Source organism: Clostridium sp. BNL1100, assembly GCF_000244875.1.
Lineage (GTDB): Bacteria > Bacillota > Clostridia > Acetivibrionales > DSM-1351 > Ruminiclostridium.
This window is the reverse complement of sequence record NC_016791.1, coordinates 266,403-281,420: the sequence shown is the minus strand read 5'-3', so window position 1 is coordinate 281,420 and position 15,018 is coordinate 266,403. Positions and strand designations below refer to the sequence as shown.

The 15,018-nt window shown below is 39.0% G+C and carries 13 protein-coding genes and 1 other RNA gene; 4 read left to right on the top strand and 10 right to left on the bottom strand.

What is annotated here, in order from left to right:
* Positions 1-52: 52 nt before the first annotated feature.
* The 6 genes from dnaX to yabG all read right to left on the bottom strand — a co-directional run bounded on the left by dnaX (position 53) and on the right by yabG (position 6,137).
* Positions 53-1,741, bottom strand: a complete 1,689-nt coding sequence (dnaX, locus tag CLO1100_RS01285) for a DNA polymerase III subunit gamma/tau (RefSeq protein ID WP_014311957.1) — start codon at positions 1,739-1,741, stop codon at positions 53-55.
* A 113-nt stretch (positions 1,742-1,854) separates the two neighbouring features.
* Positions 1,855-2,118: signal recognition particle sRNA large type (gene ffs, locus CLO1100_RS20125), an RNA gene on the bottom strand.
* 400 nt (positions 2,119-2,518) lie between these two features.
* On the bottom strand, positions 2,519-3,418 hold the full coding sequence (locus tag CLO1100_RS01280; RefSeq protein ID WP_014311956.1) for a DUF350 domain-containing protein: 900 nt from the start codon (positions 3,416-3,418) through the stop codon (positions 2,519-2,521).
* A gap of 19 nt (positions 3,419-3,437) precedes the next feature.
* Positions 3,438-4,031, bottom strand: a complete 594-nt coding sequence (locus CLO1100_RS01275) for a hypothetical protein (protein ID WP_014311955.1) — start codon at positions 4,029-4,031, stop codon at positions 3,438-3,440.
* Positions 4,032-4,070: 39 nt separating this feature from the next.
* The gene (locus tag CLO1100_RS01270; protein WP_014311954.1) at positions 4,071-5,033 is read right to left on the bottom strand and encodes a hypothetical protein; all 963 of its coding nucleotides are present in this window, start codon (positions 5,031-5,033) and stop codon (positions 4,071-4,073) included.
* 294 nt (positions 5,034-5,327) lie between these two features.
* On the bottom strand, positions 5,328-6,137 hold the full coding sequence (yabG, locus tag CLO1100_RS01265) for a sporulation peptidase YabG (protein ID WP_014311953.1): 810 nt from the start codon (positions 6,135-6,137) through the stop codon (positions 5,328-5,330).
* A 224-nt stretch (positions 6,138-6,361) separates the two neighbouring features.
* Between yabG and CLO1100_RS01260 the strand changes: the two genes are divergently transcribed.
* The 3 genes from CLO1100_RS01260 to CLO1100_RS01250 are packed head-to-tail and all read left to right on the top strand — an operon-like array spanning position 6,362 to position 8,864.
* Positions 6,362-6,724: a metalloregulator ArsR/SmtB family transcription factor gene (locus CLO1100_RS01260; protein WP_014311952.1), complete on the top strand. Its 363-nt coding sequence runs from the start codon at positions 6,362-6,364 to the stop codon at positions 6,722-6,724.
* Between the two features lie 32 nt (positions 6,725-6,756).
* On the top strand, positions 6,757-6,975 hold the full coding sequence (locus CLO1100_RS01255; RefSeq protein WP_014311951.1) for a heavy metal-associated domain-containing protein: 219 nt from the start codon (positions 6,757-6,759) through the stop codon (positions 6,973-6,975).
* Between the two features lie 32 nt (positions 6,976-7,007).
* The gene (locus CLO1100_RS01250) at positions 7,008-8,864 is read left to right on the top strand and encodes a heavy metal translocating P-type ATPase (RefSeq protein ID WP_014311950.1); all 1,857 of its coding nucleotides are present in this window, start codon (positions 7,008-7,010) and stop codon (positions 8,862-8,864) included.
* 21 nt (positions 8,865-8,885) lie between these two features.
* Here the strand turns inward: CLO1100_RS01250 and CLO1100_RS01245 are convergent, their stop codons facing one another.
* Positions 8,886-9,356: a C-GCAxxG-C-C family protein gene (locus CLO1100_RS01245; protein WP_014311949.1), complete on the bottom strand. Its 471-nt coding sequence runs from the start codon at positions 9,354-9,356 to the stop codon at positions 8,886-8,888.
* A 114-nt stretch (positions 9,357-9,470) separates the two neighbouring features.
* Here CLO1100_RS01245 and CLO1100_RS01240 point away from each other — a divergent pair, with 114 nt between their 5' ends.
* Positions 9,471-10,058 (top strand): dienelactone hydrolase family protein, encoded by a 588-nt coding sequence (locus CLO1100_RS01240; RefSeq protein WP_014311948.1) that lies wholly within the window; start codon positions 9,471-9,473, stop codon positions 10,056-10,058.
* 295 nt (positions 10,059-10,353) lie between these two features.
* On the opposite strand, the gene CLO1100_RS01235 is transcribed toward CLO1100_RS01240, so the two are convergent.
* The 3 genes from CLO1100_RS01235 to putP all read right to left on the bottom strand — a co-directional run bounded on the left by CLO1100_RS01235 (position 10,354) and on the right by putP (position 14,932).
* On the bottom strand, positions 10,354-12,504 hold the full coding sequence (locus CLO1100_RS01235; RefSeq protein WP_014311947.1) for a glycoside hydrolase family 9 protein: 2,151 nt from the start codon (positions 12,502-12,504) through the stop codon (positions 10,354-10,356).
* Positions 12,505-12,733: 229 nt separating this feature from the next.
* Entirely contained in the window at positions 12,734-13,210 is a 477-nt protein-coding gene (locus tag CLO1100_RS01230; protein ID WP_014311946.1) for an NUDIX hydrolase, read from the bottom strand.
* Positions 13,211-13,369: 159 nt separating this feature from the next.
* Complete coding sequence (gene putP, locus CLO1100_RS01225) at positions 13,370-14,932, bottom strand: sodium/proline symporter PutP (RefSeq protein WP_014311945.1); 1,563 nt, start codon at positions 14,930-14,932, stop codon at positions 13,370-13,372.
* Between the last annotated feature and the right edge of the window lie 86 nt (positions 14,933-15,018).

Below are 15,018 nucleotides of genomic sequence, written 5' to 3'. Positions count from 1 at the left end.
TCCTGTTATTTTAAATTTAATAGTTTACAAATTTATCAATTTATATTATATCCTATTCGTCTATTATATCAAGCGGGACATTCAATCTGTCTGAAATTTCCCTTGTCAGCTTTACCAATGGGTTTTCTTCTGAATTCTTTGCAGAAGAAGGTTCGCTTTGAACCATGCTTTCCAGTGATTCCTCATCTACTACCTTTACACGGATATGTCTCCCGAGTCTTCTCTCCAAAGCATTTTCAAGGACGTCAATATGCTCGGCCTTTGATACGATTTCCTTCAGTGAGACTACTGCAGGCGGGAATACCACGAGAACCGTAGACTCATCAGCAGCCACTGCTTTCGTAGATGTAAGATACGATAACAGCATCATCCTCCTGTTCGCTTTTAGGTCAGATAGTACATTTGCCCATTCCTCCAGTTGATTATAAGAATTGCTTTTAGCTGAAGCTTTCGGAGTTGAACTGCCAGATACAGGAGGCACGTTGTCAAACTTTTTTCCCGTCGAAACAGGGCTGCTATTCACTGCCTTCGTTTGAACCGGCACACTGCTTCCGTCTTTGTCAGACGGTGCTAAAGCCACAGCACCTGTCCTAACTGCACTTTCAAGATTAGCTATTCTATCTGCCAAATTATTATCGCCACCGCTCTGGCCGTAACTTCCTACACTTATTGAAATAAGCATAACTTCAAGGAAGACTCTTTGGTTTAACGCATATTTAAGCTGTGTTTCAAAGGAAGACAGCTCCTTTATTATCCCAATCAGTTGCTCCTTTGAAAAGGCCTCTGACTGTGCTTTCATCTTGTCGAGGTACTGTTTTCCCATATCCAGAATGTTTTCGGGATTTGTACTCAACTTGCAAATCAAAAGATTCCTGAAATACAGCACCAAATCCGATGCAAACCTCAGAATATCCCTTCCGCTGGCAGAAAGCTTTTCCACATCTGCTACAAGTCCCTCAACGTTCTTACTCTCTATATTATCCACTATTTCCGATATAAAATCATCACTTACTATCCCTATTGCATCAAGTACATTTTGATGGGTTATAGTGTTGCTGCCTTCTGCAATACACTGGTCAAGAATACTAAGAGCATCTCTTAAAGCACCATCTGCCAGTCTCGCAATTAACAATGCACCGTCATCGTCTATCTGTATACCGCTTGCCTGCGCAATTACCTTTACTCGTTCGGCAATACCGGCAGGTGTTATTTTCTTGAAATCAAATCTCTGACACCTTGACAAAATTGTTGCAGGCAATTTATGGGGGTCTGTTGTTGCCAATATGAATACAACATGCCCCGGTGGTTCTTCAAGGGTTTTCAGCAGTGCATTGAATGCACCGGAGGAAAGCATATGAACCTCATCTATTATATAAACCTTATATCTTGCCTGTGAGGGAGCATAAACAACCTCATCCCTTATTTCCCTTACGTTGTCAACACTATTGTTTGATGCAGCATCTATTTCAACAACATCCAGAATTGATTCATCCAGAATTCCTCTGCAAACCTCACATTCATTGCAGGGGTCCCCATCTTTGGGGCTAAGGCAGTTAATGGCTCTGGCAAATATTTTTGCCATTGTGGTTTTGCCTGTACCTCTTGTACCGCAAAAAAGGTACGCATGAGCTACCCTCTCAGATTTTACGGTATTTTTAATTGTTCTGACAACATGCTCCTGTTCAACAATATCTTCAAATACAAGAGGCCTCCACTTTCTATAGAGTGCCGTATAGGACATATCCTACCTCCTCCTTTTATGTACACTGCAATTCAAGGATCATCGGTGTTCTACCTACAATATAATACAAGCCTGTTCATTTGAACAGGCTTGATTTTTTATAAATTGAATGGCCGTACACCCATTATCGATAGAAGCATATAGCCGTTACCTTTACAGTTAGCTCTAATCAGGTAACCCAGCGGCACACAGAATTTGCTGCTTATCGCTGCTTCCTTCCGGACCTGACGAGGTTCACAGAATTCTATTGCGCAAGACCCAATTGTCATTGCCACTTGTAAAGGGCAGGCACTACACACTAAAACCTCAAACGGGAATTCAACCCTGCTATAGCGGATTGCAGGTACAGGGCACCGCTGCCTCCCCGTCTAGTACGGCCAAAACTGGCTTTTTTAATGTGTTCCCGAACCCATAAACCAAATAAGTTCAGTGCACTTTTAACATTATAACTTAAATACTGTCCCATATCAAGAGATATTATTTTTACAATTTATGTATTTATTGTAAGTAAATTTCAAGCAAATCTATTTTATTTTAGGACAGAAAAAAAGCACCTCAGTATATAATTTATAATAATTCCTGATAAATGGGTGCCCTATGTAACAAAAAATAAAATCAATATGTTTAAAGGAGGAACAAAATGAAAAAGCTTTTAATGGCTTTACACTTAGTATTATACCACTAATTTCTATAACTGATTATTAAAATTGTATAACAAATATTAACAATGTGTGAATGTATTTTGCTTACTTTGTCCCCCTGCTAAAATGTTTATTTTTACATTATGAAATTTACTATTATCATTGCAATTCCAACGTAAAGTGCAGCCTGTCCCATTGCTGCTCCCACATTATTCTGTTCGTATATTTCATTCCACACATCCACCTTTACTATAGCTGTAAAAATCTTTTTGAACAATACGGATAATATACCGTATATCACAAGACAAACAGCAATTACCAAGGCTACTGTAATTAAATCAAAGTCAGTTGTATATGCATCAATTATTCCTGTAATAATTGTTTGTACCGCAAAAACAAACCCCAAAAGTCCTATACCGGCAGCTGCATTATTGTCTATAAATATTTCCTTAAACAGAGTGGTCTTTCTCCTCAAAACCATGCTGTAACACACCATTGCAACTAAAACAAATAATATAAACAGCAGAACCTTTATTAGTATGGATGCTCCAATCCCTTCAATTATATCTATAAAATCTATGTACTTTATAATAGATACGAATATAACTGAAAGAGTAACGGAAAACAAGGCTGCACCAATGTTTTTCTGCTCGCATATTTCTTTATTCAGGCACACCTTGCCGTGACCGTCTTCAGCATTTATCAGACTTACTATTGATTTGGACAGAAGTCTTAATATTGTCAGTATTACTACATAAAAAACCGTGTATCCGATACAAACTGCCAAATCAACAAATACATTATCGCTGGCAGCCCCCTTTATGGCATGTGACGACAGATAAAGCACCGGAAATACAAAAGCCCCGATAAACTCTATCCATGCCGCAAAATTATCCTTATTAAACAGTGCATCTTTAAGTGAGACATCTCTAAGAACCAGATTATTATAAATAACCCACCCCAATATAAAACCTACCGTTAATATAACAAAACTAAATGACAAGTCTTTCAAGAAAAAACTAAAGTATTCAAACATCCTATTATCCCCCTAAAAGCTATTTTTCTTCCATTCCTTGGTAAATTTTGTATAATGACCCTTCAAACCTCTGTCCTATAAAAATTCTGAACATCCCGTTTGTTTTAAGCATTTCTATGTTAAGATACTCTGTAATCCCTTCGGCATCACGTTGATAGTCCCATACCTCAACTTCCGATTCGTACTCAATTTTTTCCGAATTCAGGTCAAAAACCTTTATAGAGCCCTGTACCCCGTCTATCCTATAATCATTTTCCGGCATTGTACACCTTTCGTACTCTGTACCGTCAGGAGTGGTTATACACTTCTGACCCACAACTTCCAAAAATTCTTCTGAGAACGGAACTGTATCATCCAGAAAGTAAAGGTATGTTTCAAACTGGCCTTCCTCTTCACCCTTGTACACCTCAAAAATATACTCCGTCTCTTCTGATCTGGAATAAACAAGGTATCTGGTAAAAGGCCTTTGACCTACATCCATGTGTATAATTTTACCGAAAGTAAAAAATCCCTGTTCTTCAAGTTCCTTGAGTTTAAATTCAACCATTGAGTTTTTATTGATATTCAATGGATTTAGTATATCCTGACCATCTTTTTTTTTGAAACCGAACATCGACCATCACGTCCTATTCCATTTAAAGTTTAAAAAATTCTAATATATTCTGCTGTGGCGTGAGTTTTTAGACTTTGGCTTTGACAGCTTTCTTATTATGATTATCAGTGCTACCGATGTTATTATGATTACTACTACAACCGCCCCGGTATTTCTTGATGAATTTGTAGGATACTTGTCTGTGTAGTATACGTTATCAGGATTCTGCTCCTGATATTGCTGTGAAAGCTGTAAATCCGGGTCAACCCCTTCTTCCATATAATTAGGTTCTCTCTGTACTCCCTGTTTCTCCAACTGGTCTACCCTGTTTTCCAATTGTTGATACTGATTCTGGTCAAAATAATTCCTATAAGGTGAAATTTCATTCCAATGATGATACCAGAACAGATCCGATGCCCTCATCAAAAACCACAAATCCCACGGGCCTACATACGCATATCCGTAAGAAAAAGGACTTCCGAACATAGATCTGTTTACATTGATAAATATAGGCCTGTTGTTGAAAACATTTATTCTGGATGTCCGGGTTCTCATTGCATCCTCAAAATTCATTTTCCTTGAACTTGAGCCATAGCTTCTTTTCATGGAATCATTATAAACCTTTTGCTGTTGGCTATTGAGTTTTTGCTTATAAGTTTTGTAATTTTTACTCGAAACCTGACTCTTGTAAGTATCCTGCATATAGGATTTCTTTTTTGACGACGCTTTCGCAGTAAACCCAGAAGTATTGGCTTTTTTACTTGATGACCCGGTATAGGATTTTGAACCCGGTACACTTCTTGAGCTGCTTTTTGAAGTGCTACTTTTCGAAGTGCTGCTTTTCGCCTTTGACGAGCTAAAAATACCAGAACTCCTTGATGAAGAACTCTTATGACTGCTGAAAGATTTTGAAAACGATTTGCTGCTTCTGCCGAAAGAACGAGCACCTTTTGCATCAACTCCCATAAATGAAACAGAAACAAATGCAAAAATAAGCAGTATGGCTAATATTCTTTTTTTCACAAACTATCCCTCACATTTTTAAAATGTATTTACATGTAAAAATTAGTATTATTTTAAGTATTATATCATGAACACTTTTTAGAATATATATATTCTTTTTTATTTTTAAAGAAATGTATAAGAAAATGTAAATAAGGCAATAACTATAACTGACCCCACAAAATACATTTTAACCCCCTAAAAATGCTCCGGCTTTGCGCCGGGCATTTTTTTTATGCATAGAAAAAGAGTCTGCTGATATTAATATGCAAACTCTTTTTTACTATATATAATAATTGGACTGTGCTTGACAATTTATCTCATCTGCCCTCTTGTATCTTTTCCCCCTATACCGGCACTTCCTGTTATTGTCAGTTCTATTACCGAATTAGATGAAAGTATAACCGAACTGTCTGTAACAGATACTTTCTGTGCAACAATTGCCGGATCTAATGCATTTATCAGAATTCTTTTGGGTGAGCTGGCAAAATTGGCTCCCGCTTGCATAATTGCCTCAAAGTATGACTGACATGCTCCTGCAAAGATACACAACTTATCAGGATCGGGCTCATATGCTCTGGCAATTTTTACTGATTCAATGAAGTATGATGAATTGGCGTAGCTATCCAAGGATTGATAATTACTTGCACCTTTTTTCAAACCGTCATGTCCCGTTAGCACCAGTATATCCGGATTGTATGCCTCCAGATATTGCTTTACTACTGAAGGCTGCCTGTTTTCACTTACCCATTTACCGGAACAGCTGATTTTACTTTTCTTATAAAAGTCCAAACATTGGTTCATAAAATCCTCGGCCGAATCTATATGCAGTATTCTACCCGGCCTGTGCTTAATTCTCGATAGAAATGATTTGAATACAGGTCTGCAACAATTAATGCTTTTTTTTACCTGATCAAGTTCATTTATTGCCCTGGTATATGCTATCCTTGCATCCTGCTTAACAAGGTCATCTCCCTGTGAATCAGCTTCGATTCTGTATGACAGACCTCTTAGTACATACGATTCTAATCCGTTAAAGTTTGTTTTTATGTTTACTACCCTAAAAAGTATGTCTCCTCCATAAGACCTTCTGATAACAATATCTCCGATATTAAATTTAGCCAAAAAAATCACTCCAAATTAACTTTTTATTGCATAATATGCAACTAAATTTCATTTGGGGCTTGTACAGCTTAATTGCTAAAAACTTTTATGTAAAATAATTGGTTTATTCTTGAAAATTTCTGGTTGACTTTCTAAATATCCAGGTATATTATTATATATGAACAATCATTCATATGAACGTATGTAAGTAATGCATTTAATTTGTATTAAGAAAGGAAGGTTTTATGAATATAGAAAAGGATATTGAACACTGTGACTATATATGTCTTCATAAGGATGTAATAGATCAGGTACTGTCACATTTGCCCGAAGAAACCCAGTTATATGATCTTGCGGAACTATTTAAAATTTTCGGTGATACCACAAGAATCAAAATTTTGTATGTTCTTTTTCAGGCAGAAATGTGTGTTTGTGATATTGCCCAACTGCTGAACATGAGTCAGTCAGCTATTTCTCACCAGTTGCGTATATTAAAACAGGCAAAACTGGTTAAATCAAGACGTGACGGAAAGACTATTTTTTATTCATTGTCTGATTCACATGTAAGAACAATAATTGACCAGGGTTTTGAACATATTGAAGAATAATTTGAGTAATAACAAATAGGGGGATATTTAGTATGAAAAAGAATTATAGACTTAACGATTTAGGCTGTGCAAACTGTGCTTCAAAAATGGAAAGAGAGATCAGTAAGTTGGAGGGTGTTAATAGTGCCACTGTTAACTTTATGATGCAAAAACTTACTATAGATGCAGTTGATGAAAGTTTTGACGATATCATGACCTCAGTACAAAAAATCATAAAGAAAATTGAGCCTGATTGTACTGTAAAGATGTAATATAGGTGACTTTAATTTACAAGGAGATTTTTATGAATAAAGCTAAAAAGGAAATTATCCGTATAGGTGCAGGAACTTTGGTTCTGATAATTGCGGTGGTGGTATCATTTCCGTCCTATATGAATCTTGCATTTTTTCTTGCAGCCTACTTTATTATCGGCGGAGATGTTCTCTGGAGAGCAATCAGGAATATTATGCACGGCCAGATATTTGATGAGAATTTTTTAATGAGTATTGCAACAGTCGGTGCGTTTTTTGTGGGAGAGTACCCCGAAGCTGTTTCCGTAATGCTTTTTTATCAGGTTGGAGAAATGTTTCAGGATTATGCCGTTAACCGTTCAAGGAAATCCATATCTTCATTAATGGATATCCGCCCTGATTATGCAAATGTTAAGCGTAACGGAGAGCTTGTTACGGTAGACCCTGAGGAAGTTGCAATAAATGAAATTATAGTTGTTAAAGCCGGTGAAAAGATACCACTTGACGGTAAAGTCATAGAAGGCCATTCATTGGTTGATACCTCTGCATTAACAGGCGAATCTGTTCCAAGGGAAATTAATATCGGCAGCGAGGTTCTAAGCGGATGTATAAATCTTAACGGACTTCTTACAATTGAAGTTGCTAAAGAGTTTGGTGAGTCCACTGTTTCCAAAATTCTTGACTTGGTGGAAAATGCAAGCAGCAAAAAAGCAAAACGTGAGAATTTCATCACCAGATTTGCAAGGTATTACACTCCCGTTGTTGTTATAGTGGCAGTCATTCTTGCAGTTTTGCCACCGCTCCTTGTTCCGGAAGCAACCTTCAGTGACTGGATATACAGGGCATTAACTTTTCTGGTTGTTTCCTGTCCCTGCGCTCTTGTAATTTCTATTCCTTTGGGCTTCTTCGGAGGTATTGGCGGAGCCTCAAAACTGGGGATTCTCATAAAGGGCGGCAACTATCTGGAAGCTCTTGCAGCTACAGAGCTGGTTGTTTTTGATAAAACAGGAACACTTACAAAAGGAACTTTTAAGGTTACAGAGATTAATCCCGTAGGTATTTCAGATACTGAATTATTGGAGCTTACCGCCCATGCTGAAAGCTATTCAAACCACCCTATTTCTCAGTCTTTGAAAAATGCTTTTGAATCGGAAATTGATAATTCCAGAATTACAGATGTTGAAGAAATACCCGGTCACGGTGTTAAAGCAGTTGTTGACGGGAAAACAGTATATGCGGGTAATTCCAAGCTAATGGAAAAAATAGGTGCTGAGTATATAAAGAATAAAACAGTCGGAACAGTTGTACATGTAACGGTACACGGGGTTTACGCAGGATATATAGTTATATCAGATGAAATAAAGGAAGACTCGGCATCTGCCATCGCAAAGCTTAAAGCATGTGGAATACATAAAACCGTAATGCTCACGGGGGACGCAAAGGATGTTGGTGAAGCAGTTGCCGAAACTCTAGGGCTTGATGAGGTGTACACTGAACTTCTTCCCGTTGACAAGGTTGAAAAGGTCGAAAAGCTCCTTGCGGAAAAATCACCAAAAGGCAATTTGGCTTTTGCAGGGGACGGTATAAATGATGCCCCTGTGCTTTCAAGAGCCGATGTAGGTATTGCTATGGGGGGACTTGGCTCTGACGCTGCTATAGAAGCAGCTGACGTGGTTATTATGAATGATGAGCCTTCCAAAATAGCCACTGCTATTGCTATTTCTAAAAAAACCCTTCGGATAGTTAATCAGAATATAGTTTTTGCTCTCGGGGTTAAGGCTATTGTTTTGGTAATGGGTGCCTTCGGCGTATCAAACCTTTGGGAGGCGGTATTTGCAGACGTTGGTGTATCTGTAATAGCAATTCTCAACTCTGCACGAGCTTTAAGAGTAGATAATACATTTAGATAGTAAAGTTGAAAAGCAGAGGCGCTATTCCGATACAGCCTCTGCTTTTTTCTGACTTATGTATTGTTCCATTATCTCAGCAGCACACTTTACATATTCCGCACAGGGACGTTTTTTATAATAGCTCTCTGTTCTTGTCTCAGGAGTAGGGTTGTCAGGCCCCGTTCCCAGTCCAAGCAGTTCCCTGCACACTATTGTCCCGTTGATGTTTGTAAACCTTCGGGCAAGCTCCTGTATGAGCTTGTAATGTTCTTTTTTTGCTTCATTATCCTTGGGTTCATCATATCCGTAGATTATACCCGCAACCATGAACATACCGCTTACAGCACCGCAGACCTCCCTAAGCCTTCCCATTCCACCCCCGAAGGATGATGCTATCCTCAAAGCACTTTTCAATTCTATACCGATTTCATCGCTAAAAGCTCCAAAGACGGCCTGGGAACAGTTATATCCATCTTTAAACAACTGCTGGGCCTTTTCTGAATTTTTTCCCATGTAATCTCTCCCAGATTTTGTATTTTATCTTTAGTTTACTTTTTGTTCTTTTGAGTGTCAATAAATTCTGTAGTAATATTATATTAGTATAAAAATAAAACCGGGCGAGGAATTATGTTAAGTATAATTAATAATTCGAAAGATTTAATAATTCTTATACATGAAATTTACGGAGTCAACCGCTTTATAACAGATACTGCCAATAGATTTGCTTTGTACGGCTGTGACGTTGTGTGTCCTGATTTGTGTGGTTTGGGACATCCATTTGATTATAGTGAACAGGAGGCTGCCTATAGGTATTTCTCTGACAATATAGGTTTTTGCAAAGGAACTGATATTGTTATTAACCTGGCAAAGCAACTTGAGAGCAGCTACAATCGTATTTTTTTGATTGGCTTTAGTATTGGCGCTACTACTGCATGGCTTTGCAGTGAATCAGGACTCTTTTCAGGCGTTATCTGCTGTTATGGTTCAAGAATACGAGATTATACCGGTATTTCTCCATCCTGCCCTGCCTTGCTTCTTTTTCCAAGTCATGAGAAAGCCTTCAATGTAAGGGATTTTGTCAGCAGTATAAAAAAACCCGGCGTTAAAGTTCATACGTTGGAAGGAAATCACGGCTTTGCCGATTCCTATTCTATGGAATACCATAAGGATTCTGCAAGAAAGGCTTTTGATTTGATTAAAGGGTTTATAGAATAATGGGTTGTCGCAAAACCTGTACGCGAGTATAAATTGTATCAATGGAAGCTTGGTTAAAGATATTTGAAGATGTTTGTCGGCGAACATGGATATTTTACCGTAATACCTACACGATGTAGGTATTAGCGACACAATGAATCATGGATGATGAATGTGAGCGACGGTAAAATATCCTATGATGAGCCGCTAAAAATTCTTGCAAATATCTTGGAAGCAATCATTGATATAATTTTATACGGGAGTACGGTGTTAAAATAGAAAAACTTTCTATTCGCAACAACCCTTTTATTCATTATTAATAGCCGCGCTGTAAATAGCTCTTTAACGCCGCATAATCAATGGCATTTATATCGCCATCCTTGTTGAAGTCAGCGGCAGCCAAGTTGACGTTGCCTGATGTGTCACCCATAAGTATTTTTTTGAGCAGGGCAAAATCTATTGCATCAATGTTTCCATCATTGTTTATGTCTCCGTACTTTATCTCAGGTGCTCCTCCTGCGGGTTCTTCTCCCCAAAGAAGCTTACCGTTGTCATATACGGGTATGTATTTGGACATTCCTGCAAAGGATACTGCATCAAAGTCCGGCGGACCGCTTAGGTTTTGGTATGACCAGTCATTTTCATTGGAACCTGCGGCATTTTTGTATTCAATCTGTACGGTTGCATCTTTTTCACACATTTCCCACTCCGCGGGCATTATCTGTGTACCTGTAAAATCTACTGTAAAGTAATATATATTATCCTTGTATTGCTTGAGTCCGACAAGTTTTGCACCCTGACTGTCCTCAAGGGTTAATTGTACGTCATTTACTGTACCCCCGGCTTCAAATATTTCTGATAAATCCATAAAATAACGGGTGGACATCTTGTCCTTCATGGTTGCAGGCCACGCTGAGCGATTATTTATCTGGAACATAACTTTCAGCTTGCCATAGCCCTCATATATAATCCAACCCCTTGTAAAATATTCTGTCAGGTTATCCTGAGGTGATCTGAAATTCTCAGGCTTCGGCCAGTTTACCAGTGGGTTTCCTCCGTACATACCGTACATTTTAGCCAGACAGCCTACAAAGCCGGCATTATAGTCTGTTGCTACTTCATTCAATGTATAATCTTTGATATCGTCCTTCCAGCTGTCGTCTGAGGAAGGGCCTCCTACCAATGCTCCGTAGAGAATATGTCTATGGAAAGTTGGGACGTTAAGCATGCTTGTCCATGAACCATGTGCAGTTCTGTGGTGAGGATGCTCAGGTGCATTTTCCCCAAATCCTACTTCGTAGCTGCCTCCGCGGGGATTATCTCCAAGTGCATAGTTTACCTGTCTTTCTGCAAAATCGTGATAGGTCTGCTTTTTGGAAGCAGTTCCTATTGTTTTATCATCAGACCAAACAAATGCTAAAAATGCCGCAGTTGTTGCATAACGAAGGGAGCCCCATTGTGAAAGCCACGCAAGTCCTCCGGGAGTGTATTTTATTCCTGTCCCCGGCATCCAATAATCAAGATTCTTTTCAACCATTGCAGCGTAACTCTCATCATGGCCTGCCTGTGCTATCTTTAGAGCTGCACCGTAGCTTACGTCATCCCAGCAGTGCGTATGTTGCCCACCTAAAATGGTAGCGGGAAGGATTGACTTTGCCTTATCCAGATAAGTTGCATCCTGTGTTTTAATATACAGCCATATTGCACCCCATGCCAGGTCATCCACATAACTTCCTGAAGGATACAGTGTTTTCAGAGGATTTTTACCTCTATATGTATCAGCAAATTTAAACAGCTGCTTTGCATGTGTAAGACAGGTTTCTGCATATGTGGGGTCTGTGGGCTCAAATATAATTGAAGCAATAGCCAATGCTGCCGCAGTTTGGCCTGCTACGTCTGAACCCGGTGTTGTAGGGTCAACCTTGAATGACTTTCTGTCTGTTTTATAATCCAGCAATTCGTGGGGTATCCACACAGAATGGTCTGATTCTTCATAGCCGCACATGTAATACAATACATCCGGACTTGGGTGTGCCTTAATAAAGAAGTCCGTAGCCCACTTGATCTCATCGAGGATGTCGTCCAGTTGCCCTGACTTTTCAAAGGCATCACGATATTCGTAAACAGCCCATTCCAATTGTCCTGCTGCATATGACATAGGATGTGTAAATTTTATTCCGTCTCCGGCATCTGCCCATCCTCCGGTCAGGTCAAGACCTACATCCTTTCCGTCCGTCATTGCTGCATCACCTCTGTAGGGCAGAACATAGTTGTCGGGTAAATCACCAAGACGATTGGCCTTGTAAAAAAGAATTGACTTCTGCATAGCTTCGCCATAATTGTAAAATGCGCCTCCCGCACGTGGCGAAGCCGCTGCTTCTGCAGTTGTCGGAGCATAAACAAATAGTGACAACAGCAGTGACGTGATTAGCATGAAACTGGTTGTTTTAAGGAATTTTTTCCTCATGATAATACCTCCATTACAAATTAAATTTTCTTAAAATTTGAGCTTCCGGCTGGAATTATATCGATAAACGAAGAGTGTTTAAGAGTAGGATTTAAATTAATACAAATATTACTTAACTTTCTTAATTATACAATTTTACCCTGTAGTTTGTACAGATTTAGGCATAAAATATTAAGATAAAAAAAGAACAACGCTGCTGTGCGTCGTTCCTATCTCCGGTAAAATTTAATTAAATCCCATAAAATGAGTATTCTCCATGTTTTTCACGAGAAACAAAAGGCTTATTTTCAAATGCATTATCTTTGTTTTCTATAACCCCTTTCAGGATTACTCTTGTCAAGTCGGGTACATCAGGAGATTTTACCGCCTCGTTTATATCCATAAATAAAGCCTCGCTGTTTTCTCTATTATCTGAATTTGGCGTTCCTTCAACATAATCCATCAGGAACACTGCGTACCAGTCTTTTAAGTTAAAACGTACACCTACCAGCCCAGATAGTTTTGCGACAACGGTAGTTTCCTCTAAAACCTCTCTGCATAATGCTTCCTGGGGTGTTTCGTTGATTTTAACATATCCGCCGGGAATAATAAGTTTTCCCTTACCTGCTCCATATGTATGTCGAACCAGGAGTACTTCATTTCCCTTTAGTACGATTCCTCCTACGGATTGACACCAATTTGTGTTCTCATCTCTTTTTCCGTCCAATGTACAGTTCCTCCGGCTATTAATTAATTTGTCCCTAACAGGATATCATAAAATAAGAGTATATGCGAATGAGTGAGTTATATAAAAAAAGACCGTCTATTTGAATAAGAGCGGTCTCTTTTACGTAAACAACAATATAAGTAAATCAATTGAGGTTTTTTAGCATTCCAATGTCTTTGCACGTTCAAAATCATCCTGAATTTCTTTTGAGGGTGCACCTGACACAACTGAAAACAGTACGATGGCAATACAGGACAGAACGAATGCCGGAAACAGTTCATAGATACCAAAAATCCCGCCTAATGGCTTTATAAGCAGTGACCATACAAAAACCATTCCTCCGCCTGTGAGCATTCCAGCGATGGCACCTGCTCTTGTTGTTCTCTTCCAGAACAGTGAAAATAGCATAATTGGGCCAAAGGTTGCACCAAACCCTGCCCATGCGAATGCAACAACCTTAAATATGATACTGTTTTCGTCCAATGCAATGATTACTCCTATGAGTGCAACCAACACAAGTGTGATACGTGAAACCAGCATAACCTGCTTGTCGTTGGCCTCCTTTTTCATAATTCCCTGGTAAATATTTTTTGAGAAAGCCGAAGCTGCTATAAGCAGGTAGGAATCTGACGAACTTATGGTAGCTGCAAGAATACCCGCCATAACTATACCTGCTATCAATGCAGGGAGCAAATTAGAGGACAATACTATGAATATACTCTCGGATGCACTCTTTGTCAGTAATTCTGTAGGATACAGGCTTCTACCTATAATACCTATTGCAACTGCCGCAAACAAAGATATTACACACCAAACAGTGGCAATCCTTCTTGATTTTCCAAGTTCATCAACTTTTCTGATAGCCATAAATCTAAGCAATACCTGAGGTACCCCGAAATAACCCAATCCCCATGACAGAGTTGATATTATAGTAAGGAAACCGTATTTCCCCGCATTACCAAACAAAGGATTTCCGGCACTTCCCAACTGCTGAATACCATTGACTGTTTCAGGCTGAGCAATCCCAAAGAAATCTAAAAAGCCGGGTATTTGTCTTACATTGTCAAGAACACCCGAGATACCGCCTGCGGCACGTACTCCCACTACCAGAATAGTGCACAGGGCAAATATCATAACTACTCCCTGCATAAAGTCTGATACACTTTCCGCAAGAAATCCCCCCAAAAAGGTATATATAATAACAAATGCCGCTCCCGCAATCATCATGTACTGATATTTTAGTCCAAATAAGGTACTGAAAAGTTTACCAACAGTAACAAAGCAGCTTGATGCATAAACGGTAAAGAACACCAGTATAAACAGCGCTGCTATAGTCATAAGTACTTTTCTTTTTTCCTTAAATCTGTTACTGAAATAGTCTGGAATTGTAATCGAATCCCCTGCTACGGTTGAATATCTTCGGAGCCTTTTTGCTACAAGCAGCCAGTTTATGTACGTTCCCACTCCCAGACCTATTGCCGTCCATATGGCATCACTCAGTCCACACCAATATGCTACTCCCGGCAGACCCATCAAGAGCCATCCGCTCATATCCGAAGCTTCCGCACTCATGGCAGCCACCCACGGCCCCAGTGACCTTCCACCTATAAAATAGTTCTCACTGCTCTCATTAGCACGCTTTGCAAAATAAATCCCAATACCAATAACCAATACCATGTAAGAGCACATAGCAATAAATATTTTGGTTGTTTCAACCCCCATCAACTTTCCTCCTTTAATATGTTAAACAAGCATAGTTATTATATCAGACGGGGGTATTCATTTAAAGTACTTTTTTAAACAATAAA

What these genes read in the sequence shown, in the direction of transcription:
- CLO1100_RS01260 (WP_014311952.1), top strand. Translation starts at nt 6,362, where the DNA reads ATGAATATAGAAAAGGATATTGAACACTGTGACTATATATGTCTTCAT.
- CLO1100_RS01255 (WP_014311951.1), top strand. Translation starts at nt 6,757, where the DNA reads ATGAAAAAGAATTATAGACTTAACGATTTAGGCTGTGCAAACTGTGCT.
- dnaX (WP_014311957.1), bottom strand. Translation starts at nt 1,741, where the DNA reads ATGTCCTATACGGCACTCTATAGAAAGTGGAGGCCTCTTGTATTTGAA.
- CLO1100_RS01245 (WP_014311949.1), bottom strand. Translation starts at nt 9,356, where the DNA reads ATGGGAAAAAATTCAGAAAAGGCCCAGCAGTTGTTTAAAGATGGATAT.
- CLO1100_RS01275 (WP_014311955.1), bottom strand. Translation starts at nt 4,031, where the DNA reads ATGTTCGGTTTCAAAAAAAAAGATGGTCAGGATATACTAAATCCATTG.
- CLO1100_RS01235 (WP_014311947.1), bottom strand. Translation starts at nt 12,504, where the DNA reads ATGAGGAAAAAATTCCTTAAAACAACCAGTTTCATGCTAATCACGTCA.
- CLO1100_RS01240 (WP_014311948.1), top strand. Translation starts at nt 9,471, where the DNA reads ATGTTAAGTATAATTAATAATTCGAAAGATTTAATAATTCTTATACAT.
- CLO1100_RS01280 (WP_014311956.1), bottom strand. Translation starts at nt 3,418, where the DNA reads ATGTTTGAATACTTTAGTTTTTTCTTGAAAGACTTGTCATTTAGTTTT.
- putP (WP_014311945.1), bottom strand. Translation starts at nt 14,932, where the DNA reads ATGGGGGTTGAAACAACCAAAATATTTATTGCTATGTGCTCTTACATG.
- CLO1100_RS01250 (WP_014311950.1), top strand. Translation starts at nt 7,008, where the DNA reads ATGAATAAAGCTAAAAAGGAAATTATCCGTATAGGTGCAGGAACTTTG.